Consider the following 24209-nt stretch of genomic DNA (forward strand, 5'->3'; position numbering starts at 1 on the left):
CTCTACAGCAAGGCGGGTTTCGATCCCGCCAAAAGCTCCAACGGGAACATGACGATCATGTTCCCATGCCGTTTGGCAGCCTATGCTGCGCGGCGGATCAGCGGAACCAGATGACCAGCAATGCGGTGAGCGTCAGCAGGATCAGCGACTGGAAACGGTAATTTTTCCAGAGGCTGATGTCGCGCAATTCCGCGCTTTCGGCATGCCAATATCGGCGCGTCCAGATCAGGGCTTCGACCTGCGCGGGCGAGGGAGGCGGTGCCGTCCAACTGCCGAGGATCATCGCCACGCCCGCCGCGACGAACAGGATCGGTGCGACATAGAGGAAGTGCAGCGGAAAGGCGCCCGTAGCGTTGAGCGCGAAGAGCGTGATCCCCGCCGCGAGGCCCGCCACGATCGCCGCGGCGGCACCACGCGCATTGGCCCGCCGCCAGAACAGGCCGATGAGGAAGATCGCGACGATCGGTGGCGAGCTATAGGACAGCATCGCCTGCAGATATTGCCATAGCGATCCGAACCGTTCGATCTGCGGCGCCACGACGATCGCCACCAGCATGAAGCCCACGGTCGCGAGGCGGCCGACGCGCACCAGCGCCTTGCCCTTCAGCTCCGGACGCCAGATCCGTACGAAATCCATGGTGAAGAGCGTCGCCGCCGAATTGAAGGTCGATGCCGTGGCCGACATGATTGCCGCGAGGAAACCCGCGATCACCAGACCGAGCAGTCCGGCCGGCAACAGATCGAACATCAGCGTGGGATAGACCAGATCGGCATTGCCGAGATGGGGGTAGAGCAGGATCGCGCAGGTGCCCGGCAGCACCATCAGAAACAGCACCGGCAGCTTCAACAGGCCCGCGAACAGGCTACCCCAGCGACCATGATCGAGCGATTTGGCGGAGAGCACGCGCTGCACCATGAACTGGTTGGTGCACCAGAAATAAAAGCCCAATATCGGCACGCCCAGCACCAGGCCCAGCCATGGCATGCCGGGATCGCCGAGCGGGCGGATCAGGCTGAGCTTGTCCGGCGACACGGCGGCGTGGAGCGCATGCCAGCCGCCGACCTTGTCGAAGGCGAAGATGCTGAGGATCACCGCCGCGCCGAGCAGGATCACCGCCTGCACGACTTCCGTATAGAGCACCGCCTTCAGGCCGCCGACGATCGTGTAGACGCCGCTCGCCACCGCGAGCCCCGCCACGATCTGCCAGACGGGCATGTCGGGCAGAAGCAGCTTGAACATCAGCGAGCCGCCATAGAGCGTCGTCGCCTTGTCCACGACCACCGACAGGAAGATGGTGAGCGCCGAAAAATAGATGCGGATGCCCCGGCTGAACCGCCGCTCGAGGAATTCCGGCATCGTATAGACCTGGCTGCGCAGGATGAACGGCAGGAAGAAGATGCAGAAGAAGACGAGGACGACCGCCGCCATCCATTCATAGTTGAAGACCGAGATGCCGATCGCATAGGCGGCCCCCGCCAGGCCGATCAGCGTCGCCGAGGAAATGTTGGAGGCGAGCAGCGACAGGCCGATCACCGGCCAAGGCGATTCCCGCGATGCGAGGAAGAAATCGGATCCGCTTGCCTGGCGACGCCCCGCCCACAGGCCGAGCGCGATCACCGCCATGCCATAGAGCGCGATCACCATCAGATCGATCGACGCTAGCCCTCGCTGAATTGGTGGCATCATCCCTCCTTGATGCTCCCGCTTGCCGATCGTTCCGGTGCGGTTTTTATTTTATCTCAGTGTCATTCGGTGAATTTGGCGTGGAGATCAGCCTCCAGAGCGGAATTGTTCGCCGATCATCTTGTCCGGGCAGAATGAATGGTGGCCGGCTTTCGCGCCAGCGATCTTGATTCTGCTTTCCTGCTTTCTGCCATTGTCCCCCTCCAGGCTGATGCACCTCGACGCTTATCTGCCCGGCAACGGACTGCGACATGCAGCTTGCAGGTACAGCTTGGCGCCACTCTCCGCTTCGTCGGCGCGTGCGTCCGCGTCGATCCATTTTCTGGAAAATCTATGCAAATCCTTGGCAGGATGACAATAGCCAAAAGCGAATTTCCTTCTGCCGCAGATGCGAGCATAGCATGGTGTGCCGCAACAAAGCCGCTTTTCATATGCGGCTTGAGTGACTGTCCTATCTTCATCCCGCAATGCTCGCTTGACGGCGCTCTCCGCCATCTGCAAGTTTATGCAAAACTACACGACAAAACCGGCGGACCGTCTTGCGGAAACCCGGCCGGGCAAGAGGGTGAGGAAGGCATATGGGGCAGCGCAAAGAGAAGCGATTCGGCGTATCGGCCATGGCGCTCGGCTTGGCGGCCATGCTGTTCGGCGCGCCGATGGCGCCCGCGGCAAATTTTCGCGATCGGCTGGCGCAGGATGAACTGATCTATTTCGTCCTGCCCGACAGGTTCGAAAATGGCGATGCCGCCAATGATCGCGGCGGGCTTAAGGGCGATCGCCTGCGGACCGGCTTCGATCCCGCGGCCAAGGGCTTCTATCATGGCGGCGACCTCAAGGGGCTGACGGCGCGGCTCGATTATATTCAGGGCCTCGGCGCGACCGCCATCTGGCTCGGCCCGATCTATAAGAACAAGCCTGTCCAGGGCCCGCCCGGCCAGGAATCAGCCGGCTATCATGGCTATTGGATCACCGACTTCACCGATGTCGATCCGCATTTCGGCACGCGTGCGGACCTCAAGGCGTTTGTCGACGCCGCGCATGCACGGGGCGTGAAGGTCTATCTCGACATCATCACCAATCATACGGCGGACGTGATCCGCTATCGCGAATGTCCGACGAGCGCCTGCGCCTATCGCAGCCTTGCCGACTATCCCTATTCCACGCGCGGCGGCGTGAAGGGGCCGGGCATCAATGCGGGCTTTGCCGGTGACGACAAGGCCAGGCAGACGGCAGCGAACTTCGCCCGGCTTACCCAGCCGGACTATGCTTATGCGCCCTATGTCCCGGCGGCGGAGGCGAAGGTCAAAAAGCCCGAATGGCTGAACGATCCAATCTGGTACCACAATCGCGGCGACACCAGCTTCAAGGGCGAAAGCTCTACCTATGGCGATTTTTCGGGGCTCGACGACCTCTTCACCGAAAATCCCCGCGTGATGCAGGGCTTCATCGACATCTATGGCAAGTGGATCGACGATTTCGGGATCGACGGCTTCCGTATCGATACGGCGCGTCATGTGAACCCGGAATTCTGGCAGGCCTTCGTGCCCGCCATGATCGAACGGGCCAAGGCGCGCGGCATTCCGAACTTCCATATATTCGGCGAAGTGGCCGATCCCGATCCCGCGACGCTGGCGCGTTTCACCCGGGTCGATCGCTATCCCGCGGTGCTCGATTTCGGTTTCCAATCGGCGGTGACGGAGGTGCTGGCCGGCAAGGCCGGGACGGATCGGCTCGCAGAGCTCTTCCAGGTCGATGCGCTCTATGAGGGTGGGCCCGTTTCGGCGGTGCAGCTTCCGACCTTCCTCGGCAATCATGATATGGGCCGCTTCGCCCATCTGCTCCGCGCGGCCGCTCCCTCGCTTTCGAACGAGGATCTGTTCAAGCGGGTGACGCTCGGCCATGCGATGCTGATCTTCGCACGCGGCGCGCCCGTCATCTATTATGGCGACGAGCAGGGCTTCACCGGTGATGGCGGCGATCAGGATGCGCGCGAGGACATGTTTGCGAGCAAGGTCGCCAGCTACAATGACAATAAGTTGATCGGTACGGACAAGACGACCGCGACCGCCAGCTTCGATCCCGCCGCGCCGCTTTATCGAGCGATTTCCACAATGGCCGCAATCCGCGCCGCCGATCCGGCATTGCGCCGGGGCGAGCAGATCGTTCGCAACTATGACGAGGGGCAGGGGCTTTTCGCCTTTTCCCGCCAGCTTGCCGATGGGACGGAAACGCTGGTGGTGCTCAACACATCGACGAAGCCCGTCAGTGGCCAGATACAGGTGGATGCGGCATCACGAAGCTGGCGCTCGCTTCATGGAAGCTGCGCGCCCGCGGCCAGCGCGCGGGGCAGCTATGCGGTGAGCCTTGCCCCGCTCGATTATCTCGTCTGCACGGCACAGCCGTCGGGAGAGGCACGTTGAGCGGCAATTGCTGGTGGCATGGCGCCGTCCTCTATCAAATCTATCCACGCAGCTTCGCGGACGCCAATAATGACGGCATCGGCGATCTTCCGGGCATCACCGCGCGGCTCGATCATGTCGCATCGCTCGGCGTGGACGGCATATGGCTGTCGCCCTTCTACACCTCACCGATGAAGGATTTCGGATATGATATCGCCGACTATCGGGGCGTCGACCCGATCTTCGGGACGCTCGATGATTTCGACCGGCTGGTGGCGCGCGCGCATGAGCTGGGCCTGAAGTTGATTATCGATCAGGTCTATTCGCACACATCCGATCAGCATGAATGGTTCCGCGAAAGCCGTACGGACCGCACCAATGCCAAGGCCGACTGGTATGTCTGGGCGGATGCGAAGCCGGATGGTTCGCCGCCCAATAATTGGCAATCCGTCTTCCACGGCCCCTGCTGGACCTGGGACGCGCGGCGTGGCCAATATTATCTGCACAATTTCCTGTCGTCGCAGCCCGATCTCAACGTCCACAATCCGGATGTGCAGCAGGCATTGCTCGATACGGCCCGTTTCTGGCTCGATCGGGGCGTCGACGGCTTCCGTCTCGATGCGATCAACTTCTCGATGCACGATCCGGCGCTGACCGATAATCCGCCGGTCGCTCCCGGCGTCGGAAAGCGGACGCGCCCGTTCGAGTTCCAGCATCATTTCCATAACCAGTCGCATCCGGATATCCCGCTCTTCCTGCAGCGGCTGCGCGGGCTGATCGACGGCTATGGCGGCGATCGCTTCACCGTCGCCGAAGTCGGCGGCGAGCAGGCGGATCGGGAGATGAAGCTGTTCACGCACGGGCCGGACCGGCTCAACAGCGCCTATGGATTCAATTTCCTCTATGCCGACCGGCTGACGCCCGAACTCGTCCATGACACGATCGCGCTTTGGCCGGGCGAGGATGGGGAGGGGTGGCCGAGCTGGGCTTTTTCCAACCATGACGCGCCGCGCGTCGTCTCGCGCTGGGCCGCCGGACGCGATCAGCGCGCTTTCGCGCGTCTGGCGCTGATGGTGTTGATGGCGCTGCGCGGCAATATCTTCCTCTATCAGGGCGAAGAGCTCGGGCTGCCGCAGGCGCATGTGCCCTTCGAGCAGCTTCGCGATCCCGAGGCGATCGCCAACTGGCCCGCGACGCAGGGGCGGGACGGCGCGCGCACGCCGATGCCATGGCATGGCGATATGCCCAATGGTGGCTTTTGCGACATCGCGCCATGGCTTCCGGTCCCGCCCGAGCATCTCGATCTTGCGGTCGATCTGCAGGAGGTGGACCCCGGCTCGATCCTCAATCTCAGCCGGCGGCTCATCGCGTTGCGCAAGGTCCGGCCGGCGCTTCGTGCGGGGGAAATCAGGCCGATCGACCTGCCCGCGCCGCTGCTGGCGTTCGAACGGGAGGCGGATGGGGAGCGGCTGCTCTGCGCCTTCAATCTGGGGAACGAGGCGGTGGCATGGCAGCCGTCCGATGCCGCTACATGGCGCATGATCGAAGCGGTCGGCGGCCCCGAGGGCGAGCTGCTGCCGCCATTGTCGGGCTTCATCGCCGAACGGCTGGGCTGAGCGTTCAGCCGCCGCAGGATTCGCGCACGATCAGGTCGGTCGGCACGCGCTCGGAGCGGATGTCGCCACCCTCCCGCGCGAGCAGCAGCTTCGAGACAAGCAGCCGCCCGGCCTTGGCCGTATCCTGCGAAATGGTGCTGAGCGCCGGATGATTGTATCGGGCGAACGGCACGTCGTCATAGCCGACCACCGATATGTCGCCCGGCACCGAACGGCCGGCGCGCAGCAGCGCCCGGATCGCGCCCAGGGCAATCAGGTCGCTCGCCGCGACGATCCCGTCGAAATCGATGCGACGCGCGATCAGCCGGTCCACCGCGGCCTCGGCGCCCTCCACGTCGAAATGGGCCGGCACGCTGAGGCCCGGATCGGGATCGAGCCCGGCCTGGGTCAGCCCGTCCAGATAGCCGCGATGGCGCTGCATCGACTCCGGCGCTTCGGTATCGCCCAGGAAGACGATGCGGCGCCGGCCGAGCCGGGCGAGGTGCAAGGTCGCGCGCCGCCCGCCGAGCAGATTGTCGCTCCCGATCGAGCAATAGGCCTGTTCGGGCAGTTGCGCGCCCCACACCACGAAGCGGGCATCCTGCTCTGCCAACAGGTTGAATTCGTGGTGCAGCGAGCTTTGCCCGAGGAAGATGATGCCGTCCGCCCGGCTGGTGCTCGTCAGCACGGACAGATCCTCGATATTGGCGGGCGCGACATGGCTGACGAGCACGTCGCAGCCCCGCTCGCGCGCCGCTTCGCCCACGCCGGCAAGCAGCTCCAGGAAGAAGGGATCGGAAAGCCGCCCTTCGCGGCCCTGCGGGCGCGGCACGACGATGGCGATCGTGGCGTCCGCCCCGATCGGCCCTGCGGGCATGTAGCGGCGGAAGGGATAATCATGCTCGCGCGCAAGCTTCCAGATCGCCTGCTTGGTACGCAGATTGACCGCCGGACTGTCGTTGAGCGCACGGCTGACGGTGGAGATCGACACGCCGGCAAGTGCTGCGAGATCCTCGAGCCGGGTCGACTTGCTCATTGCCGTATGTCCGTCGTTGCAAGCTTTGCTGCAAAATTTTTCATCGCCTCTCTAGCACATCGGCCGAGGCATTTTGCAAGCCCGCTCATTCTCTTTTCAGGTTCGCATGAGCATCAGGCGACCGATCGCAACCAGTCCAGCAGTCGCGCCTCGGCGGTCCCATCCTCTATCTTGTGATCGGACAGGAGGAAATAAGAGGATCCGTCTTCCACGAAGTCCATCGGCGCGACGAGCAGGCCTGCGGCGATATCGTCGCGCACGAGCTGATAGGGGCCGATTGCGACTCCAAGGCCGGCTACGGCCGCTTGCAGGCTGAAATAGAAATGCTCGAAGACATGTTCCTCGGGCTCGGCTCCTGCCGTTGCGGACGCGCTCAGTTCCGCCCAGCTCGACCAGGCATCGGGGCGCGTGGCGGCGTGGAGGCGCATTGCGTCGTCGCGGAGCCGGGCATGATCGCTCCTCTCGAAAAAGGCCTCCACTCTGCCGGGGCTGCATATGGGGCCGACCTGTTCGTCGAACAGCTTGGCGGCATGGATGGCCGGTCCCCAATCAAAGTCGTTCCTCCGGATGGCGAGATCGATGCCGCCACCGAAAGAGAAGGGACCTCCGCCTGCGACCAGGCGAACCGGGATCTCGGGATAAGCTGCGTGGAATGACGGCAATCTCGGGATCAGCCAGCGCATCAACAGCGTCGGTTCGCAAGACAGGAGGAGCGGTGTGTGCCGGGTACGGGCGCGGATCTTGTGAGCCGCGTCGCCGATCAGGTCGAACGCCTGGGAGATCGCCTTGTGCAGCCGTTCGCCATCGGCGTTGAGAAAGACGCGGCGGCTGCGTCGATCGAAAAGCTTGGTTCCAAGCTCCGTTTCGACCGCCCGGACGGCGCGGCTGACGGCGCCATGGGTGAGGTTCAGTTCCTCGGCCGCGCGGGAGAAGCTTTCATGCCGGGCCGCGGCCTCGAAACATCGCAATCCGCCCAGCGGGGGCATGGATCGTCTGCCTATTTTGTGAACTCCACGCACCATGGTCGTTACTAAGCATCGTTTTTCCTATGCGTCGACAGCCTCTATTTCTAGGCAGCCAATATATATCGGCGCGGAGGTCATGAATGACGGAGTTGCTAGGTGTAATCACAATCACCTTGCTGGCTGTGATCAGTCCCGGGCCGGATTTCGCGATGGTGACGCGCAACAGCCTTGTCCTGTCGCGTCGCGCCGGCGTGCTGACCGCGATCGGGATCGGCATGGGCGCGCTCGTCCATGTGGGCTACACCATATTGGGCATCGGCCTGCTGATCCGGCAATCGATCATCCTGTTCGGCCTGCTCAAGCTCGTGGGGGCCGCCTATCTTATCTATCTCGGCGTCAGGATGCTTCGAGCCAGGCCGGCGGCCGTCGTGGAGGCCGCAGTGGCGCCCCTATTGACTGACGGGCAGGCGCTGAGGACGGGATTCCTCACCAATGCGCTCAATCCCAAGACGACGATCTTCGTCGTCAGTCTGTTCATGCAGGTGGTGCATCCTGACACGGAAATGGCTGTTCAGATCGGATATGGCCTGTTCATCTCGGCGGCCCATATGCTCTGGTTCTCGCTGGTCGCCCTCTTCTTTTCGTCAGGCGAGATGCGCCGGCTTCTGCTCAGGATTCGCCACTGGATCGACCGTGCGTTCGGCGCGCTGCTCCTCGGCTTCGGAACTGCTTTGGCGATGGCGACGGTCAGCCGCTGAGGCCGTGGCGCGCTTAGCTGTGGCCGAATTCTTCGGGCTTCCGGTCGGCGCGGGACGGATTCTCGATGTCGACGGTCTCGACGAGGAAATCGATGAAGGAGCGTATTCGCGCCGGCAACCATCCGCCCTGGCCGAGATAGACGGCATTGATCTCCTCTACATCGCCGGGGTTGAACGCTTCCAGGACGGGCACCAGTCGTCCGGCCGCAATGTCGCGGCCGATATGGAAGAGGGACAGCCGGGCGAGGCCCTGGCCGGCGATGGCGAGCCGTCTTGCGCTCTCTCCGTCACCGACCATGACCTGGCCATGGGCCGGCAGGAAGAAGCGTTCGTTCCCCGCACGGAAAGGCCATTCGTCGCAGTGCCGGGCGAAGTTGAAGCTGATCAGGCTGTGGTCCGCAAGCTCGGCGGGGCTGGCGGGGGCGGGACGCCGGGCCAGATAGGTGGGCGACGCGACAATGGCCATGCGGCTTTCGCCCAGCTTGCGCGACATCAATTGCGATGCGCGCATCGGTCCCACGCGAATGGCGACGTCGGCGCGCTCGTCCATTAAATCGATCACCTGATCGGTGATGGTGATATCGAGCGTTACCTCCGGATGGAGCTCCGTGAAGCGCGGTGCAAGCGGCAGGAGATAATGCAGTCCGAAGGGCACGTTGGAATTTACCCTGACCCGGCCGCGCGGCGCCGCGCCCGCGGCGACCGCGCGTTCGGCCTCGTCGAGGTCGGCGAGCACGCGAAGTGCTCTTTCGTGGAACGCCAGTCCTTCCGCCGTCAATTGCAGCTTGCGGGTCGAGCGGTTGATCAGCCGGGCGCCGAGACGGGCTTCGAGCCGTGCCACAAGCTTGCTCACCGCCGATGGCGTCATGCGCAGGCTGCGCGCGGCCGCCGAGAAACCGCCAAGTTCGACCGCACGTACGAACACCTCCATCTCGCCCGCACGATTGACCTCCAGCCTGGCCATTTCAACCTCATCTCACAGATGCTGTTCCCATTTTCATTCTAGTTCATAAACGAACAAGGCTCCATCTCCGCTGCTGGGCGGGACGGTGATCGATAATGGGCCCGGCCTGTTCGCCATCGGCCCGGTCGCCGCGCTGGCGCCGCTCTCGGCATTGGCGCTGAGCAGCCTCGGCATCGAGCATCGCGGCGCCCGTCCATCCCTGCCTGACAAGGAGATAATTGCATGGATTACAGACAATTGGGCGCTTCGGGCCTGAAGGTGCCCGCACTTAGCTTCGGCGCCGGAACCTTCGGTGGGCAGGGGCCGCTGTTCAGTGCCTGGGGCGACACCCGCGTCGAGGAAGCGCGCCGGCTGATCGACATTTGCCTGGAGGCCGGCGTCACGCTGTTCGACACCGCTGACGTCTATTCGAACGGCGCGTCGGAGGAGACTTTGGGCGAGGCCCTGCAGGGCCGGCGCGACGAGGCGCTGATTTCCACCAAGATCGGTCTGCCGATGGGCGATGGGCCGCTGGACGCGGGCAATTCGCGGCTGCGGCTCGTCCGGGGCGTGGAGGCAGCGTTGAAGCGCCTGCGCACCGACCGCATCGATCTCCTGCAACTGCACGCCTTCGACGCCTTCACCCCGGTCGAGGAGACGCTCTCGGCGCTCGACGATCTCGTGCGCGCGGGCAAGATCCTCTATGTCGGCGCGTCCAACTTCTCGGGCTGGCATCTGATGAAGTCGTTGGCCGCTGCCGATCGTCATGGCTGGCCGCGCTACATCGTCCATCAGGCCTATTATTCACTGGTCGGCCGCGATTATGAGTGGGAGTTGATGCCGCTCGGCCTCGATCAGGGGGTGGGTGCCATGGTCTGGAGCCCGCTGGGCTGGGGCCGGCTGACCGGCAAGATCCGTCGCGGCCAGCCGCTGCCGAAGGTCAGCCGCCTGCACGAGACCGCCGATATCGGCCCGCCCGTCGATGACGAACTGCTCTACGGCGTGGTCGATATTCTGGACGAAATCGCCGCCGAGACCGGCAGGACGATCCCGCAGATCGCGATCAACTGGCTCCTCCAGCGGCCGACCGTTTCCAGCGTGATCATCGGCGCACGCAATGAAGGCCAGTTGCGCGACAATCTCGGCGCGGTCGGCTGGTCGCTCAGCGCCGAGCAGATCGCCCGTCTCGATGCGGCCAGCGCCGTGACGCCGGCCTATCCCTATTATCCTTATTGGCGCAACGCAGGCTTCAGCGCAGTCAATCCGCCGCCCGTGACCATCCCGGCCGAGGCGGCCTGATAGCTGCAACCGGCGCCGCACGTCCGAGTGATCGGGCGTGCGGCTTCGGTCTTCGAGCCATCAGCGTTGCTCATAATATATCCTAGCAGAGCTCAATAATTAAGTTCCGCTTCCACTAGCTGAAAAAATGCGCGCTTGTGCACAAGTCATAGTTTAGCGCTATGAATTAACGAAAGGCGCCTTGCGCCTATGGTTTTGTGAAGCGGGATGGCATTCATGGCTTGGCGCGAGCGGCTGACGGCAGTTTTCCTGAGCACCCCGGAGGCCGTGCGTGGCTGATATCTGGGGTCGTCGACAGATTCTGCTCGGCGGAGGCGCCGCGGCGATGGGGCTGGCGCTCTCGGCATGCGGGGGCAAAAACGCAGCGGGTGGCGATGTGCTGCGCGCCTCCATCACCGGCAAGGGCGATGGTGATACGCGGCTTCTGATCAGGACCGCGGGCCTCGCGCCCGAAGGCTTCCGCGTCGAATATAGCGATTTCCAGTCGGGTCATCTGGTGATCGAGGCGCTGAACGGCGGTTCGCTCGATTATGGCGGGATGAGCGAGATCCCGCCGATCTTCGCGGCCGCCTCGACCATCCACAGCTTCCGGCAGATCGCGATCGCCCATGGCAACGTCAACAACCAGGTCGTGCTGGTGCCGAAGGGATCGGCCGCGCGGTCGATCGCGGATCTGAAGGGCAAGCGCGTCGGCTATGTCCGCGCGACCACCTCGCAATATTATCTGATCCGGATGCTGGAGCAGGTCGGCCTCGGCTGGGATGATATCCAGCCGGTGGCGATGGGCGTGTCCGATGGTGCGGCGGCCTTCTCGCGCGGGTCGCTCGATGCCTGGGCGATCTATGGCTACCCGATCGAGCGGGCGATCGCGATCGATGGCGCGCGCATATTGAAGACCGCGTTCGGCATCTTGTCCGGCAATTATCTGGTGTCGGCGCATGTCGATGCATTGGCCGATCCGGCGAAGGTCGATCTGATCGGCCGCTATTTGCGGCTCATCAAGCGGGCCTACGCCTGGGCCGCAGCGCATCAGGACGAATGGGCGAGCACGATCGCTGGGAATATCGGCGTCCCGCTCGAATATGTGCGGGAGCAATTCCGTCGGAAGAGCGATGTCTACACGCTCCGTCCCGTCACCGATGCGGCCATCGCCTCGCAGCAGGAGGTGGCGGACGTCTTCGCCCGTGTCGGCCTTATCCCCGGCCATGTCGATGTCCGGCCGCTGTGGGACGATCGCTTCAATTCCATCATCCAGGAGGAGGCGTGAGCCCCATGTCCGCGACGCTCGCCCTCGCCCGTCCGCCCGCTTCCGGCCCGGTGCCGCAGCATGTGCTCGACGATATCAGCCGCCGGTTCGCGGAGACCGCCGAAGCCTATGACCGCAGCGCCGAATTTCCGCGCGCCAATTTCGATCTGTTGGCGGAAAAGGGGCTGATCGGCCTCACCGTCTCGCCCGACTATGGCGGGCGCGGCGCGGGATTTGCGGAAACGCTGCGCGTGCTCGGTGCAGTCGCCAAGGGCGAGCCTTCGACCGCGCTGATCCTGTCCATGACCTATGGCTATCATGCGACGCCGACGCGCGCGCAATCATGGCCGCGCCCGCTCTATGAACAGCTCGCGCGCGAGGCGGTGGCGGGCGGCGGGCTGATCGGCGGCCTGCGCGTCGAGCCCGAACTGGGGACGCCCGTGCGCGGCGGCCTGCCCAAGACGGTGGCGCGGCGCACGGCGGATGGCTGGGCGATCAGCGGCAGCAAGATATATTCCACCGGATCGACCGGCCTGGCCTGGTACGCCGTCTGGGCCCGCACCGACGAGGAAAGCCCACGTGTCGGCAATTTCCTCGTCCGCGCGGACAGCCCCGGCATCACCATCCGGCCCGCCTGGGATCATCTCGGCATGCGCGCGACCGTCAGCCACGAGGTGGCGTTCGAGGATACGCCCATCCCGCTTGCGCATGCGGTGGATGTGCGCGCGCCGGCCGACTGGGCGGCACGGCCCGAGGATCGCGCGCAAGGCCTGTGGAATGCGCTCGCCATTTCGACCATCTATGACGGGGTAGCGCGGGCCGCGCGCGACTGGCTGCGCGATTATCTGAAGGCGCGCGTGCCGACCAATCTCGGCGCGTCGCTCGCCACCCTGCCGCGCGTGCAGGAGAAGTTCGGCGAGCTGGAGGCGCTGCTCCATGCCAACCGCGTGCTGATCGAAGCCACCGCCGGACGCGCCGATGCGGGCGATGTTCCGACTGCGGTGGAAGCCAATAATGTCAAATATCTCGCCACCGGCAATGCCATTCGTGCGGTCGAGATCGGGCTGGAGCTGACCGGCAATCCGGGGCTCAGCCGAAAGAATCCGCTCGAGCGCCATTATCGCGACGTGCTGTGCAGCCGCATCCATTCGCCCCAGAATGACACGATCCTTGTCGCCGCCGGGCGCGCAGGCCTGGGGATCTGATGCGATGAGCCTCGTGATCGCCAGCCAGATGGAGGAAGGGTTCAACGCGGATCTGCGCGCGCATCGTGTGAAGCCCATCGTGATCGACGTGCCGGAGGAGCGCCCCTGGGAAGCCGCGAACGATGCCGACATGCTGCTCGTCCGTCCCTCGCCGGCATGGCGCGGCAGCCGGGATCGCGCGCGGCCGGCGGCTTGGCCGGGACGGCTGAAATGGGTCTATAGCGCCTCGGCAGGCGTGGACTTCTATCCGCGCTGGCTGCTCGATGCACCGATCGTCTCCTGCGGGCGCGGTGTCGCCTCGGACGAGATCGCCGATTATGTGATCGCCGCTATCTATGCGCAGGCGAAGAATCTCGAAGCGGTGCGCGCGCGCAGCCTTTCGGATTGGAAGCAGGCACCGCTCGGCCGGGTATCCGGCAGCACGGTGGGAATCATCGGCCTTGGGGCGATCGGGACGGCGGTGGCACGGCGCGTGCTGGCGCTGGGCGCCCGGGTCGTGGCGAGCCGGCGGCGGCATCTGCCGAGCCCGGTCGCGGGCGTCGAATTGCTCGACGATCTCGGGCTGCTCGTCGCTTCGGCGGATCATCTGGTGCTGGCGCTGCCCGCGACCGAGGCGACGCGCAAGCTGATCGATGCGAAGCTGCTCGCGCGCGCAAGGCCCACCGCGCATCTCATCAATGTCGCGCGTGGATCGGTGCTCGATCAGGACGCGCTGCTGGCGGCGCTCGATGCCGGGCGGCTGGGCTTCGCGACGCTCGACGTTACCGAGCCCGAGCCGCTGCCTGCCGGCCATCCGCTCTGGACGCATCCGCTGGTGCGCCTGACGCCGCATGTCTCGTCCAACTACACCGCCGTGCGCGGCCTGCTGTTCGACAGGGTCGCTGCCAATATCGATCGCTTCGTGCGGGGCGAGGCGCCGGGCGACATCGTCGATGTCCAGGCCGGCTATTGATCCGAAAGGGGGATATTCATGAACCAGATCGTCCGTCCCGCAGCCTTTCAGCTTCGCGGCGAAGCGCCGCGCGCGACCGTCGAGGAGGAAAGGCTGCATCGCAAGCGCCGGCTGGCGGCCTCCTATCGCATCTTCGCGCTGAAGGGCTATGACCATGGCCTTGCCGGCCATATCACCGCGCGCGACCCGGAATATGAGGATCGTTTCTGGGTGGCGCCGATCGGGCCCTGGTTCGGCCATATCCGCGTGTCGGATCTGGTGCTTGTCGATCATGACGGCAACATCCTGGCGGGCGAGGGGCCGATCAACCAGGCCGGCTTCGCGATCCATTCGGCGATCCACAAGGCACGGCCGGACGTGATCGCGGCGGCGCATTCGCATTCCATATATGGCAAGGCCTGGTCGGCGCTGGGGCGCCTGCTCGATCCGATCAGCCAGGACAGTTGCTTCTTCTACGACAACCATGTCCTGTTCGACGATTTCACCGGCATCGTGTTCGATACGTCGGAAGGCGAGCGGATTGCCGCCGCGCTGGGCGACAAGCGCGCCGCGATCCTGCAGAATCACGGCATCCTCACCGTCGGCCGGAGCGTGGAAAGTGCGGTGGCGGGCTATGTCGCGTTCGAAAATGCCTGCCAGGCGCAATTGCTCGCCGAGGCGGCGGGCACGATCAAGCCGATCGACCATGAGGTGGCGCGCCATACCGCCGATCAGATGCGCGGCGGCGATCCCGGCGCCTATGGCTTCCGTCCGCTATGGGAGCGCGTGCTGCGCGAGCAGCCGGATTTCCTCGAATAATCCCTGAACGGGCGAGGGAGGAGCGCCGCTCCCCCTCCGCCCGATCTTTCATCCAGATCATCGGAGACAAGACATGCCGGTTACCCGCCGGGCATGGCGGCTGCTTGCGGCCTCGAGCCTGCCCGTCCTGCTGCTCGCCACGAGCGCCAATGCCGCAGCCACCGAAGCGGCGCCGAGCGCTGCGCCCGATACGGAAGCGCTTGGCGAGATCACCGTTACCGCCGAGCGGCGCGAGACCAAGCTCCAGCGCACCCCGATCGCGATCAGCGCGTTCGGATCGGAGACGCTGGAAAGCCGCAAGGTCGACTCCATTCGGGATCTTGCCGGCCAGATCCCGAACCTGCGCATCCCGCGCGCGACGATTGGCTATACGACGCAGCTCTTCTCGCTGCGCGGCGTCGGCGAGACGGATCCGATCCAGGAACCGACACTGTCTGTCTATGTCGATGACGTTTATTCGCCGCGCCAGATCGGCTCGATGCTCGATTTCAACGATGTCGAGCGGATCGAGGTGCTGCGCGGGCCGCAGGGCACGCTCTACGGGCGCAACACCTCGGCGGGCGCGCTGCGCGTCATCACCCGCGATCCGGACGGGGAGACGCGTGTCGCCGCCGATCTGGGCTATGGCAGTTATGATGCGGTGAAGGCGCGCGCGCTGCTGAGCGGAGCGATCCTGCCCGACAGGCTCTATGCCAGCATCGCCTACACCCATTATAGCCGCGATGGCACGCATTGGAATCCGACGCTCGGCAAGCATGTCAACGCGATCGACGTGAACGCCTTGCGCGCGAAGCTGCGCTGGACGCCGGCCGAGCGGCTGGACGTGCAGCTCACGCTCGACGGCCTGCGCGACCGCAGCGACACGCGCGGCTATACGCCCAGGGTGCAGCCGGGTGGCGGCTATGATGCCTTCGTCTCCTATTCCGAGGTCGAGCCGCGGAACGAACTGGATCAGGGCGGCGCGTCGCTGCGCGTGAAATATGATCTGGACGATCGCTTCGCGCTGAAATCCGTCACCACCTATCGCGGTTTCGATCAGCCGGTGGATTTCGAGAATGATGGCAAGGCGGAGCTCATCCAGAAGAATCTTATTCACTATAAGGACAAATATTTCACGCAGGAATTGCAGCTCAACGGTACGTTCGATCGCTTCGTCTTCACGCTCGGCGCCTTCTACTTCCATGAGGTGTTCGATGTCGATCGCGACAGTTTCACGCGCACAGGCCCGCTCGTTGCCTCGCCGGTCAACAAGATCGGCGACGTCAACAGCACGACGACCGACAGCTATGCCATTTACGGCCAGGGCACCTACGAGCTCACCGATGCGCTGAAGCTGACCGCCGGCTTGCGTGCGACCTGGGAGGAGAAGAAGTTCGTCTTCCAGAGCAACGCGATCAACGATCTGAGGCAGGTCGTGGCGGTGCGTTTCGCGGGCAGGTCGGACAAGAGCTGGAATTCGCTGACGCCGAAGATCGCGCTGGATTATACGTTCAGCCCGACGGTGCTGGGCTATGTGAGCTATACTCAGGGCTTCAAGGCGGGCGGCTTCGACAATCGCGCGCAGCGCATCGAGGATGCCGAGCGGGCCTTCGATCCGGAAAAGGTGCGCAGCTATGAGGCGGGGCTCAAGAGCGAGCTGTTCGGCCGCCATCTGCGCGCCAATCTGGCGGCCTTCTACAATGACTATAGCAATTTGCAGGTCACATCCTTCGTTCCCTCGCTCAACCGCAATGTGCGGACCAACGCGGCGAGCGCCGAAACCTATGGCGCGGAGCTCGAGCTTTCGGCGAGCCCGTTGGAAGGCGTGAATATTCAGGGATCGGCGGGCTATCTCGTCGCTAAATATCGCGATTTCGTCGGTGTTGCCGGCGCCGGGACCGACGCGTCGGGCAACCGGCTGGTCAATGCGCCCAGATGGACGCTGTCGGGCGCGGTCGACTGGCGATTGCCGCTGCCCGTGCCGGGTGCGACCCGGCTTGGTTTCGACGTCCAATATTCATCCGCCATCTATAGCAATGCGCTCAACCGGCCGCAGGACAGGATCGAGGGATCGGCCTTCGTCAACGGCCTGTTACGTTGGGATGCGCCGGACGATCATTGGAGCCTGTCGCTGTCGGTGAAGAATATCTTCGAGAACAGGACGCCGCAGGCGGTGACCTACACGCCATCGAACGGCATCTGGTATTTCGTGACGGGCGACCCGCGCACTGCGCTGGCGACCGTCCGTTACAGGCTGTAGCGGCGCGTGCTGGACTTGAAGCCAGTGCATTCTCTTGCCCTGCGCAAAGGAAAATTTCTGCTTCGCGATATGCAGGCCAAACCACTGAAAAGAGGAGATTATTCGCCGTCTATTGGCGATGCTCATAGGTTTGGCCAGTAAACTCTATTGAAATGGTGGGCTTATCGCGGTTCGCTGCCGCATATCGCGAATGCAAATGGATGGACCATGTCTAAACCAAAGCGGGAATCCCTAGCGCATCTGCTGGCGCGCACGCGCTGGCTGTCGCCGGTCCTTCTGCTGCTGCTCTGGGAGCTTGGCTCTCGAATCGGGCTGATCCCCGAACGGACCTTGGCCGCGCCATCGGCGGTGCTCGGCACGTTGATGAGCATGACCTTGTCCGGCGAGCTGCCGTCGAACCTGCTGATATCCTTCGGTCGCGCCACGCTCGGCCTCGCGATCGGTGCGTCGGCCGGGCTCGTGCTCGGCCTTATGGCCGGGCTTTCCAGGCCGGGCGAGGCCGTGATCGATCCGCTGATGCAGATCAAGCGCACTATCCCGGTGGTGGCGCTTTCGCCCCTGTTCATCGTCTGGTTCGGGATTGGCGAGACGCCGAAGATCGCGCTGATCGCCTTCGCGACATTGTTTCCGATCTATCTCAATCTCTACAACGGCATAAGGAGCGTCGATGTGCGGCTGGTCGATGCCGCGCGCAGTTTCGGTCTCACGCGGGCGCAGCTCATCCTGCATGTGATCCTGCCCGGCGCGCTGCCCTCCTTGTTCGTGGGCCTGCGCTATTCGCTGTCGCTTTCGGTGCTGCTGTTGGTGATCGCGGAACAGATCAACGCATCGGCTGGGCTGGGATATCTGGTCAATAATGCGCGCGACTTCATGCGCACCGACATCATCGTCCTGTGCCTGATGGTCTATGCGCTGCTGGGCCTGGCCGCCGACTATCTCGTCCGTCTGCTCGAACGCCGCGCGCTAGCGTGGCGACCCAATCTGGTGGAGGCCTGACCATGGACGCACGAGTTGCGGCATCCGCTTCGACCGAATTCCGGCCCGTGACCACGACATTCGCTGCCGATCCGCGCCAGCCCGATCCGGTCGTGCGGCTGCGCGGTTTCACCCGGCGTTTCGGGGCGAATGTCATCATCGACGGGCTCGATCTCGACATCGCGCCGGGCGAATTCGTGGCGCTGCTCGGCCGTTCGGGCAGCGGCAAGACGACTTTGCTGCGCACGCTGGCCGGGCTGGACGATATTGGCGGGCAGGATGTCACCATTCCCGGCTCGCGCGCGGTCGTCTTTCAGGATGCGCGCCTGCTGCCGTGGAAACGCATCTGGCGCAATGTGGCGCTGGGCCTTGGCGGCAGCGATATACGCGCCCGTGCGGAGGCTGCGCTGCGCGAGGTCGGCCTTGGCCACAGGCTCGAAGCCTGGCCGCTGACCCTGTCGGGCGGCGAGGCGCAGCGCGCAGCACTCGCGCGCGCGCTCGTCCGCGAGCCGCAACTGCTGCTGCTCGACGAGCCTTTCGCAGCGCTGGATGCGCTCACCCGCATCAAGATGCATGAGCTGGTGCTGTCGCTATGGCGAACGCACAGGCCGGCGGTGCTGATGGTCACGCATGATGTCGAGGAGGCGATGGCGCTCGCCGATCGGCTGCTGGTGCTCGATCATGGCAGGATCGTCGCAGAGGAACGGATAACCGCCGAACGCGGCCAACGCACGGCGGTCGCGCGGCCGCTGCGCGCCAGGCTGCTCGGCCATCTCGGCGTCGATGCGCCCGAGGGTGCCTATGCCGATCTGATCGCCTTTCCCGGAGCTGCCCGATGAACGCCCTTACCTCCGTGGCTGCCGCGCCGAACATTTCCCGGCTGCGCGGATTCGTCTCGAGCTTCGCCGAGCTGCTCGCCTCGACCGATGAGGAACGCGCGATCCTCGAACGGGGATCGGCGCTGCTCCGCAAGCTGGTCGCGCATGACGACTGGCTGCCGGAGGCCTATGCCCGGCCCGACCCCACCCGCTATCAGCAATATCTGCTCCATTGCGACAGCCGCGAGCGTTTTTCGATGGTGAGCTTCGTCTGGGGGCCGGGCCAGGCGACGCCGGTCCATGATCATGGCGTCTGGGGCCTGGTGGGCATATTGCGCGGGGCGGAGCTGGTCCAGCCGTTCGTGCGCAATGCCGAGGGCGATCTCGTCTCGGGCGGGCCGCCGGCGCTGTTCCGGCCCGGCGAGGTGGACGCGATCGGCCCCGGCATTGGCGACGTGCATCGCGTCGCCAATGCCTATGACGACCGCACGTCGATCAGCATCCATGTCTATGGCGCCAATATCGGTGCGGTCGAGCGGGCGACCTATGATACGGCAGGCCGGCCCAAGCGCTTCGTCTCGGGTTATGCGAACAGGACGCTGCCCAATCTCTGGGATGGGATCGCCACCGCATGACGGACATCACGCCGCAGGACGTGCGCCATGCGCTGCTGACGCGCACCGAGATCGCGCTGTTCGATCTGCGCGACGAACATGATTTCGCCCAGGCGCATCCGCTGTTCGCGGCGCAGATCCCGGTCGATCGGATCGCGATCGAGGCCGGATACAGGCTGCCGCGCAAGGATGTGCCGATCATCCTCTACGATGATGGCGAGGGGCTGGTGGAGGCAGGCGCGGCCGCCTTCGCGGCGCTCGGCTATAGTGACATATGGTTGCTGAAGGGCGGCCTTCGGGGCTGGCGCGACGCCGGATATGAGCTGTTCCAGGACGTCAATAGCTACAGCAAGGCGTTCGGCGAGCTGGTGGAGCATCGCCGCCATACGCCCTCGCTCTCGGCGGAGGATGTCCATGCGCTGATCGAGGAAAAGGCGGATATCGCGATAGTCGATGCGCGCCGCTTCGACGAATATGCGACGATGAGCATCCCGACCGGAACGAGCGTGCCCGGCGCGGAGCTGGTGCTGCGCGCGCCCGCGGTAGCACCCGATCCGGATACGCTGATCATCGTCAATTGCGCGGGGCGGACGCGCAGCATCATCGGCACCCAGTCGCTGGTCAATGCCGGCCTGCCCAACCGGGTGGCGGCGCTGCGCAACGGCACGATCGGCTGGACATTGGCGGGCAGGGCGCTGGAAACCGGGCAGCAGCGCCGCGCGCCCGAGGTGGGCGGCGAACTGGCCGACGAGGGACGGCGGCGCGCGCGCGACGTGGCCTATCGCGCCGGCGTCAAACGGATCGACACCCGGGGGCTGGCCACGCTCGCGGCGGATGCGGCCCGGACGCTCTACCGTTTCGACGTACGCACGCCGGAGGAATATGCCGCCGGCCATCTTCCCGCTTTCCTGAGCGCGCCGGGCGGTCAGCTCGTCCAGGAAACGGATCATTTCGCGCCCGTGCGCGGCGCCCGCATCCTCCTCGCCGACGATCTCGGGGCGAGGGCGGATATGACGGCCTCCTGGCTCGCGCAGATGGGCTGGGAAGTCTATGTCCTCGACGGCGGTTTCGATGGGCCGCTGGAGCGCGGCGCACCCGCCGGTCCGCCGCCGCGCGGGCGGGAAGGGCGGTACAAGCGCCCCTATGAAGGGACCGACAACAAGGCCGCCGCGATGCAGGCCTATCTCGACTGGGAATATGGGCTGGTCGATCAGCTCGCGCGCGACGGCACGCATGGCTTCTTCGTGATCTGACCCATCCGGAACAGCCGAGCCGAGCGGACTGGCCTGCGCCGCCATATATTGGCATAGGGAGGGCGGAGTCTGGGATTTTCGGAGCGGCGATGCTTTCGCAGCGTGGGCGTTATGCGCTGAAGGCGATGATCAATCTGTCGCGGGTGGCCGATCGCCGCCCGAAGCAGGTGAGCCTGATCAGCATCGAGGAAAATATTCCGCGCAAATTCCTGGAAGCGATCATGTCCGATCTCCGCCAGCACGGCCTGGTGGAAAGCGCGCGCGGAAAGCTGGGCGGCTATCGTCTGGCCCGGCCGGCCGAGCTCATCACCTTCGGCGAGATCATGCGGCTGACCGACGGTCCTCTCGCGCTGCTGCCCTGCGTCAGCCGCCAATTCTACCGGCGTTGCGAGGATTGCCCGGACGAGGCGGCCTGTGCGCTCAGGCGGGTGATGGGCATGGTGCGCAAGGAGGTTTCGGATATTCTCGACCGGACGACCCTGGCCGATGCCATGGCGCGTCCGGGCATAAGCGCCGAGCTGATCGGAGGCTGATCGCTCCTGTCCGGCATGCTGGCGTCGGTAGCGATCAGGGCTTGGCAGCCTCCGCGAAGATTTCGCCCAGCCAGTCGACGAAGACGCGGACCCGCGGCGAAAGATGGCGGTTGTGCGGATAGAGAACCGACACGGGCATGGGCGGCGGCGGATGGTGCGGGAGGACCAGCCTCAACACATCCGCTTCGAGTTGATGCCGGACGCGATAGAGAGGAACCTGGATCAGGCCCAGTCCGGCGACCGCCGAGGCCGTATAGATTTCCGCTCCGCTGACCGTGACCTCATGGGGGAGGGGGACGAGTCGTAGCTGATCCTGCTCGCGGAATTCCAGCGGATAAGCCTGCCCTGCGGCGGAGGAGGCATAGGCCACCATCTGGTGCCCGGCCAGATCGTCGAGCGATTGTGGAACCCCGAAGCGCGCGAGATAGTCCGGGCTCGCGCAGGTGACTTGCTCGAACGAAGCGACGCGCCGTCCGATCAGCGAGGAGTCCTTGAGCTCGCCCGCGCGCAGCACGCAATCCACCCCCTCCTGGATCATGTCGACCATGCGATCGCCCTCGCTCAGCCGCAGCGCGATCCCGGGATAGCGCGCGATGAAGCGCGGAAGCGCGGGCAGCACGAAGAAACGCGCCAGCGTGCCCTGCATGTCGACGCGCAGGGGGCCGCGCGGGCTGGCATTGCGGAAGGTGCTTTCGGCTTCGTCCAGATCGGCGAGCAGCCGGACGCAGCGTTCATAATAGGCCTCGCCGTCGAGCGTCGGGCGGACATGCCGCGTCGTGCGTTCGAGCAGGCGCGTGCCGAGCGCCGTTTCAAGCTGCTTGATCGCATTGGTCGCGGTCGGCCGCGGGATCTGAAGATCGCGCGCGGCCTGGGCGAAGCTCTCCCGCTCCACGATCCGGACGAACACCCTCATCGCTTCGATCCGGTCCATCGCGCCCTTGTCCTCTGTCGGATCATTGTTAGCGATCTTGAAACGGTCAGGTCAAACCGGGCTGACTACTGCAGATTTGATGAACGCATATCCTCCCGAGCCGTGAGAGACGTCACTGCGCGAAAGGAAGGGATAGAGCCGATGGTTGATGATCTGACCAGTCAGAGGGGCCGGCTGCTGTTTGCGCCTCTTGGCGCTTTCTACGCGCGGTTTCAGCCCGCCAGCTATGCGCTGCTGCGTTTCGCCTTCGGTCTTACCATGCTGACGCACGGCCTGCCCAAGCTGCTGGGGATGCCGCATGGCTCGATGACGGATCCGATGGCTGGTTCCATCAGGCTGATCGACAATGTGCTGCATCTGCCCTTCGCGCCTATGCTCGCCTTGCTCGTCGCACTGCTCGAAACTTTGGGCGGGCTCATGGTGGCGATCGGGCTTCTGACGCGTCCGCTGGCAGCGATGATGGCGGTGCAGATGATCTTCATCAGCCTCGCGCTCGGCCCGACATGGCCGTGGATCGATCGGGGCATCGAATATCCGGTGATGCTGGGCTTCATCGCCTTGCTCATCGCGCTGCGCGGCGGCGGACCGGCCTCGCTCGATCGGCTGATCGGCCGGGAAATCTGATCCTTCATGATATCGACAAGGGAGATCGCGGCATGAGAGCGCTCCGCATCCATGATCATGGCGACATCGCATCCGTGCGTCTCGAGGATGTTCCCATTCCGGAACCCAGCCTTGACGAGGTGCTGATCCGCGTCGAGGCGGCCAGCATCAATCCGCTCGACCTGTTGCTGCTCGGCGGCGCGCGTCGCGAGATATTCCCACTGACCTTCCCTTATACGCTCGGCACCGACCTTGCTGGCACGGTCGAGCGCGTTGGGCCGCTTGCTGTCCGCTGGAAGCCGGGCGACCGGGTCTTCGCGCGGCCCGTGCCGACGCGTGGCGGCGCCTTTGCCGAATTCGCGCTCGTTCCGGCCCGGCATGTCGCGGCGGCGCCGGCTGGATTGCCGCTGGCGGAATGTGCAGGCCTGCCGACGGCCGCCGGCACGGCTTGGGAGGCGCTGTTCGAGGTTGCGCGGCTTCGGGCCGGGCAGGCGCTGCTGGTCCATGCCGGCGCGGGCGGCGTCGGCAGCTTTGCGGTGCAATTCGGCAAGATTGCGGGCGCCAGGGTTATCGCAACCGCGTCCGGCGACGGGGTACCGCTCGTCCATGGCCTCGGTGCCGATATGGTGATCGACTATCGGCAGACGGATTTCACCACCTGCATCGACGGTGTCGATATCGTGCTCGATACGGTCGGTGGCGAGACGCAGGAGCGGAGCTATCCGCTCCTGAAGAATGGCGGCGTGCTGGTTTCGATCACCACGCCCGTCAACGCCGAAAAGGCCGCCGCGCATGGCACAATGGCAATGCGCATGGGCCATGCCACAGATGGCACGCGCCTCGCGCTGATCGCCGCACTTTATGACGCCGGGCACCTGCAGGTCGTGATCGATCGGACCTATGCGCTCGAAGAGGGGCTGGCCGCGCTGGAACACAGTGCCTCCCGCCGCGCGCGGGGGAAGATCCTGCTCGGCCTCGCCTGATCCGGCGCACGTATTCTTTCCCGAACCATGAGGCCAATTCATATGCCCAAAGGCGGCCATAGCTTCCTCATCACCGTCACGCCGCTTGGAGATGAACGGCCGGCGTTCAGCTTCAGCCATGTCAATCATGACGACATCATCGCCATAGCCGGGCGCGTGCAGGCAGGTTCCGGCCTTGCACCCGATATTGCCGCCGCGACGGCGATCGGGCTCAAGCTGCTGAGCGAGGCCATGCTCCGGGAAAGGCAGGATCCCCTTTTCGATCCGCTTCGTGCGCCGATCCGGGAATTTACCGGCGCGCTGAAGGCCAGGATTTCGGCGAGCGAAACAAGCGCGTGATGCCCGCCTGTCAGCTTTGTCAGCTTCGCGTCAGGCTCATG

General features: G+C 64.7%; 23 protein-coding genes. 18 read left to right on the top strand and 5 right to left on the bottom strand.

Annotated features, from left to right (window positions below; translation table 11 throughout):
- Positions 1 to 97: 97 nt before the first annotated feature.
- Positions 98 to 1687: a sodium:solute symporter gene (locus tag CLG96_RS17940; RefSeq protein WP_207796747.1), complete on the bottom strand. Its 1590-nt coding sequence runs from the start codon at positions 1685 to 1687 to the stop codon at positions 98 to 100.
- Between the two features lie 575 nt (positions 1688 to 2262).
- Here CLG96_RS17940 and CLG96_RS17945 point away from each other — a divergent pair.
- Both CLG96_RS17945 and CLG96_RS17950 read left to right on the top strand, forming a co-directional pair.
- Positions 2263 to 4104 (top strand): alpha-amylase family glycosyl hydrolase, encoded by a 1842-nt coding sequence (locus CLG96_RS17945; RefSeq protein ID WP_423828214.1) that lies wholly within the window; start codon positions 2263 to 2265, stop codon positions 4102 to 4104.
- On the top strand, positions 4101 to 5699 hold the full coding sequence (locus CLG96_RS17950; protein WP_207796748.1) for an alpha-glucosidase: 1599 nt from the start codon (positions 4101 to 4103) through the stop codon (positions 5697 to 5699). The genes CLG96_RS17945 and CLG96_RS17950 overlap by 4 nt, the downstream gene beginning before the upstream one ends.
- A gap of 4 nt (positions 5700 to 5703) precedes the next feature.
- Here the strand turns inward: CLG96_RS17950 and CLG96_RS17955 are convergent, their stop codons facing one another.
- Together CLG96_RS17955 and CLG96_RS17960 are read right to left on the bottom strand one after the other, a co-directional pair.
- Positions 5704 to 6714: a LacI family DNA-binding transcriptional regulator gene (locus CLG96_RS17955; RefSeq protein ID WP_107970142.1), complete on the bottom strand. Its 1011-nt coding sequence runs from the start codon at positions 6712 to 6714 to the stop codon at positions 5704 to 5706.
- A gap of 113 nt (positions 6715 to 6827) precedes the next feature.
- Complete coding sequence (locus CLG96_RS17960; protein ID WP_207796749.1) at positions 6828 to 7700, bottom strand: LysR family transcriptional regulator; 873 nt, start codon at positions 7698 to 7700, stop codon at positions 6828 to 6830.
- Between the two features lie 119 nt (positions 7701 to 7819).
- On the opposite strand from CLG96_RS17960, the gene CLG96_RS17965 reads away from it, so the two are divergent.
- Positions 7820 to 8437: a LysE family transporter gene (locus CLG96_RS17965; protein ID WP_107970146.1), complete on the top strand. Its 618-nt coding sequence runs from the start codon at positions 7820 to 7822 to the stop codon at positions 8435 to 8437.
- Between the two features lie 13 nt (positions 8438 to 8450).
- Here CLG96_RS17965 and CLG96_RS17970 read toward each other — a convergent pair whose 3' ends face one another.
- Positions 8451 to 9401: a LysR family transcriptional regulator gene (locus CLG96_RS17970; protein WP_107970148.1), complete on the bottom strand. Its 951-nt coding sequence runs from the start codon at positions 9399 to 9401 to the stop codon at positions 8451 to 8453.
- Positions 9402 to 9486: 85 nt separating this feature from the next.
- Between CLG96_RS17970 and CLG96_RS18885 the strand changes: the two genes are divergently transcribed.
- The 12 genes from CLG96_RS18885 (at position 9487) to CLG96_RS18025 (ending at position 21312) form a co-directional block, all read left to right on the top strand.
- Complete coding sequence (locus CLG96_RS18885) at positions 9487 to 9657, top strand: hypothetical protein (RefSeq protein WP_165799698.1); 171 nt, start codon at positions 9487 to 9489, stop codon at positions 9655 to 9657.
- Entirely contained in the window at positions 9624 to 10679 is a 1056-nt protein-coding gene (locus tag CLG96_RS17975; RefSeq protein ID WP_107970150.1) for an aldo/keto reductase, read from the top strand. Before CLG96_RS18885 ends, CLG96_RS17975 begins: the two co-directional genes overlap by 34 nt.
- Before the next feature lie 271 nt (positions 10680 to 10950).
- Positions 10951 to 11946, top strand: coding sequence for an ABC transporter substrate-binding protein (locus CLG96_RS17980; protein ID WP_423828215.1), 996 nt, complete (start codon positions 10951 to 10953; stop codon positions 11944 to 11946).
- Positions 11947 to 11951: 5 nt separating this feature from the next.
- The gene (locus CLG96_RS17985; RefSeq protein ID WP_107970152.1) at positions 11952 to 13130 is read left to right on the top strand and encodes an acyl-CoA dehydrogenase family protein; all 1179 of its coding nucleotides are present in this window, start codon (positions 11952 to 11954) and stop codon (positions 13128 to 13130) included.
- Between the two features lie 4 nt (positions 13131 to 13134).
- On the top strand, positions 13135 to 14082 hold the full coding sequence (locus tag CLG96_RS17990; RefSeq protein WP_107970309.1) for an NAD(P)-dependent oxidoreductase: 948 nt from the start codon (positions 13135 to 13137) through the stop codon (positions 14080 to 14082).
- A gap of 18 nt (positions 14083 to 14100) precedes the next feature.
- Positions 14101 to 14880, top strand: a complete 780-nt coding sequence (locus CLG96_RS17995) for a class II aldolase/adducin family protein (RefSeq protein WP_107970154.1) — start codon at positions 14101 to 14103, stop codon at positions 14878 to 14880.
- 73 nt (positions 14881 to 14953) lie between these two features.
- Positions 14954 to 17119, top strand: coding sequence for a TonB-dependent receptor (locus CLG96_RS18000; protein ID WP_107970156.1), 2166 nt, complete (start codon positions 14954 to 14956; stop codon positions 17117 to 17119).
- A gap of 207 nt (positions 17120 to 17326) precedes the next feature.
- Positions 17327 to 18115: an ABC transporter permease gene (locus CLG96_RS18005; RefSeq protein WP_107970311.1), complete on the top strand. Its 789-nt coding sequence runs from the start codon at positions 17327 to 17329 to the stop codon at positions 18113 to 18115.
- Between the two features lie 2 nt (positions 18116 to 18117).
- The gene (locus tag CLG96_RS18010; protein ID WP_107970158.1) at positions 18118 to 18933 is read left to right on the top strand and encodes an ABC transporter ATP-binding protein; all 816 of its coding nucleotides are present in this window, start codon (positions 18118 to 18120) and stop codon (positions 18931 to 18933) included.
- The gene (locus CLG96_RS18015; RefSeq protein ID WP_107970160.1) at positions 18930 to 19547 is read left to right on the top strand and encodes a cysteine dioxygenase family protein; all 618 of its coding nucleotides are present in this window, start codon (positions 18930 to 18932) and stop codon (positions 19545 to 19547) included. Before CLG96_RS18010 ends, CLG96_RS18015 begins: the two co-directional genes overlap by 4 nt.
- Positions 19544 to 20779, top strand: a complete 1236-nt coding sequence (locus CLG96_RS18020) for a rhodanese-like domain-containing protein (RefSeq protein ID WP_107970162.1) — start codon at positions 19544 to 19546, stop codon at positions 20777 to 20779. The genes CLG96_RS18015 and CLG96_RS18020 overlap by 4 nt, the downstream gene beginning before the upstream one ends.
- Before the next feature lie 89 nt (positions 20780 to 20868).
- On the top strand, positions 20869 to 21312 hold the full coding sequence (locus CLG96_RS18025; protein WP_107970164.1) for an RrF2 family transcriptional regulator: 444 nt from the start codon (positions 20869 to 20871) through the stop codon (positions 21310 to 21312).
- Between the two features lie 34 nt (positions 21313 to 21346).
- Here the strand turns inward: CLG96_RS18025 and CLG96_RS18030 are convergent, their stop codons facing one another.
- Complete coding sequence (locus CLG96_RS18030) at positions 21347 to 22243, bottom strand: LysR family transcriptional regulator (RefSeq protein ID WP_107970166.1); 897 nt, start codon at positions 22241 to 22243, stop codon at positions 21347 to 21349.
- A 141-nt stretch (positions 22244 to 22384) separates the two neighbouring features.
- Between CLG96_RS18030 and CLG96_RS18035 the strand changes: the two genes are divergently transcribed.
- From CLG96_RS18035 to CLG96_RS18045, 3 genes are read left to right on the top strand one after another with little or no spacing between them, the layout of a single operon-like run.
- A complete protein-coding gene (locus CLG96_RS18035; RefSeq protein ID WP_107970168.1) occupies positions 22385 to 22867 on the top strand; it encodes a DoxX family protein in 483 nt (160 codons plus the stop codon).
- A 32-nt stretch (positions 22868 to 22899) separates the two neighbouring features.
- Positions 22900 to 23829 carry an NADP-dependent oxidoreductase gene (locus tag CLG96_RS18040; protein WP_107970170.1) on the top strand — a complete coding sequence of 310 codons (930 nt, stop codon included), beginning with the start codon at positions 22900 to 22902 and terminating at the stop codon, positions 23827 to 23829.
- Positions 23830 to 23871: 42 nt separating this feature from the next.
- Entirely contained in the window at positions 23872 to 24168 is a 297-nt protein-coding gene (locus CLG96_RS18045) for a DUF3861 domain-containing protein (protein WP_107970172.1), read from the top strand.
- The last annotated feature ends 41 nt before the right edge of the window (positions 24169 to 24209 follow it).

Source organism: Sphingomonas oleivorans (assembly GCF_003050615.1).
In the GTDB taxonomy this organism is placed as follows: domain Bacteria; phylum Pseudomonadota; class Alphaproteobacteria; order Sphingomonadales; family Sphingomonadaceae; genus Sphingomonas_H; species Sphingomonas_H oleivorans.

What these genes read in the sequence shown, in the direction of transcription:
- CLG96_RS18005 (WP_107970311.1), top strand. Translation starts at nt 17,327, where the DNA reads ATGTCTAAACCAAAGCGGGAATCCCTAGCGCATCTGCTGGCGCGCACG.
- CLG96_RS18030 (WP_107970166.1), bottom strand. Translation starts at nt 22,243, where the DNA reads ATGGACCGGATCGAAGCGATGAGGGTGTTCGTCCGGATCGTGGAGCGG.
- CLG96_RS17955 (WP_107970142.1), bottom strand. Translation starts at nt 6,714, where the DNA reads ATGAGCAAGTCGACCCGGCTCGAGGATCTCGCAGCACTTGCCGGCGTG.
- CLG96_RS17965 (WP_107970146.1), top strand. Translation starts at nt 7,820, where the DNA reads ATGACGGAGTTGCTAGGTGTAATCACAATCACCTTGCTGGCTGTGATC.
- CLG96_RS17975 (WP_107970150.1), top strand. Translation starts at nt 9,624, where the DNA reads ATGGATTACAGACAATTGGGCGCTTCGGGCCTGAAGGTGCCCGCACTT.
- CLG96_RS18000 (WP_107970156.1), top strand. Translation starts at nt 14,954, where the DNA reads ATGCCGGTTACCCGCCGGGCATGGCGGCTGCTTGCGGCCTCGAGCCTG.
- CLG96_RS17940 (WP_207796747.1), bottom strand. Translation starts at nt 1,687, where the DNA reads ATGATGCCACCAATTCAGCGAGGGCTAGCGTCGATCGATCTGATGGTG.
- CLG96_RS17995 (WP_107970154.1), top strand. Translation starts at nt 14,101, where the DNA reads ATGAACCAGATCGTCCGTCCCGCAGCCTTTCAGCTTCGCGGCGAAGCG.
- CLG96_RS18035 (WP_107970168.1), top strand. Translation starts at nt 22,385, where the DNA reads ATGGTTGATGATCTGACCAGTCAGAGGGGCCGGCTGCTGTTTGCGCCT.
- CLG96_RS17970 (WP_107970148.1), bottom strand. Translation starts at nt 9,401, where the DNA reads ATGGCCAGGCTGGAGGTCAATCGTGCGGGCGAGATGGAGGTGTTCGTA.
- CLG96_RS17985 (WP_107970152.1), top strand. Translation starts at nt 11,952, where the DNA reads ATGTCCGCGACGCTCGCCCTCGCCCGTCCGCCCGCTTCCGGCCCGGTG.
- CLG96_RS17960 (WP_207796749.1), bottom strand. Translation starts at nt 7,700, where the DNA reads ATGCCCCCGCTGGGCGGATTGCGATGTTTCGAGGCCGCGGCCCGGCAT.
- CLG96_RS17990 (WP_107970309.1), top strand. Translation starts at nt 13,135, where the DNA reads ATGAGCCTCGTGATCGCCAGCCAGATGGAGGAAGGGTTCAACGCGGAT.
- CLG96_RS18015 (WP_107970160.1), top strand. Translation starts at nt 18,930, where the DNA reads ATGAACGCCCTTACCTCCGTGGCTGCCGCGCCGAACATTTCCCGGCTG.
- CLG96_RS18010 (WP_107970158.1), top strand. Translation starts at nt 18,118, where the DNA reads ATGGACGCACGAGTTGCGGCATCCGCTTCGACCGAATTCCGGCCCGTG.
- CLG96_RS18045 (WP_107970172.1), top strand. Translation starts at nt 23,872, where the DNA reads ATGCCCAAAGGCGGCCATAGCTTCCTCATCACCGTCACGCCGCTTGGA.
- CLG96_RS17945 (WP_423828214.1), top strand. Translation starts at nt 2,263, where the DNA reads ATGGGGCAGCGCAAAGAGAAGCGATTCGGCGTATCGGCCATGGCGCTC.
- CLG96_RS18025 (WP_107970164.1), top strand. Translation starts at nt 20,869, where the DNA reads ATGCTTTCGCAGCGTGGGCGTTATGCGCTGAAGGCGATGATCAATCTG.
- CLG96_RS18020 (WP_107970162.1), top strand. Translation starts at nt 19,544, where the DNA reads ATGACGGACATCACGCCGCAGGACGTGCGCCATGCGCTGCTGACGCGC.
- CLG96_RS18040 (WP_107970170.1), top strand. Translation starts at nt 22,900, where the DNA reads ATGAGAGCGCTCCGCATCCATGATCATGGCGACATCGCATCCGTGCGT.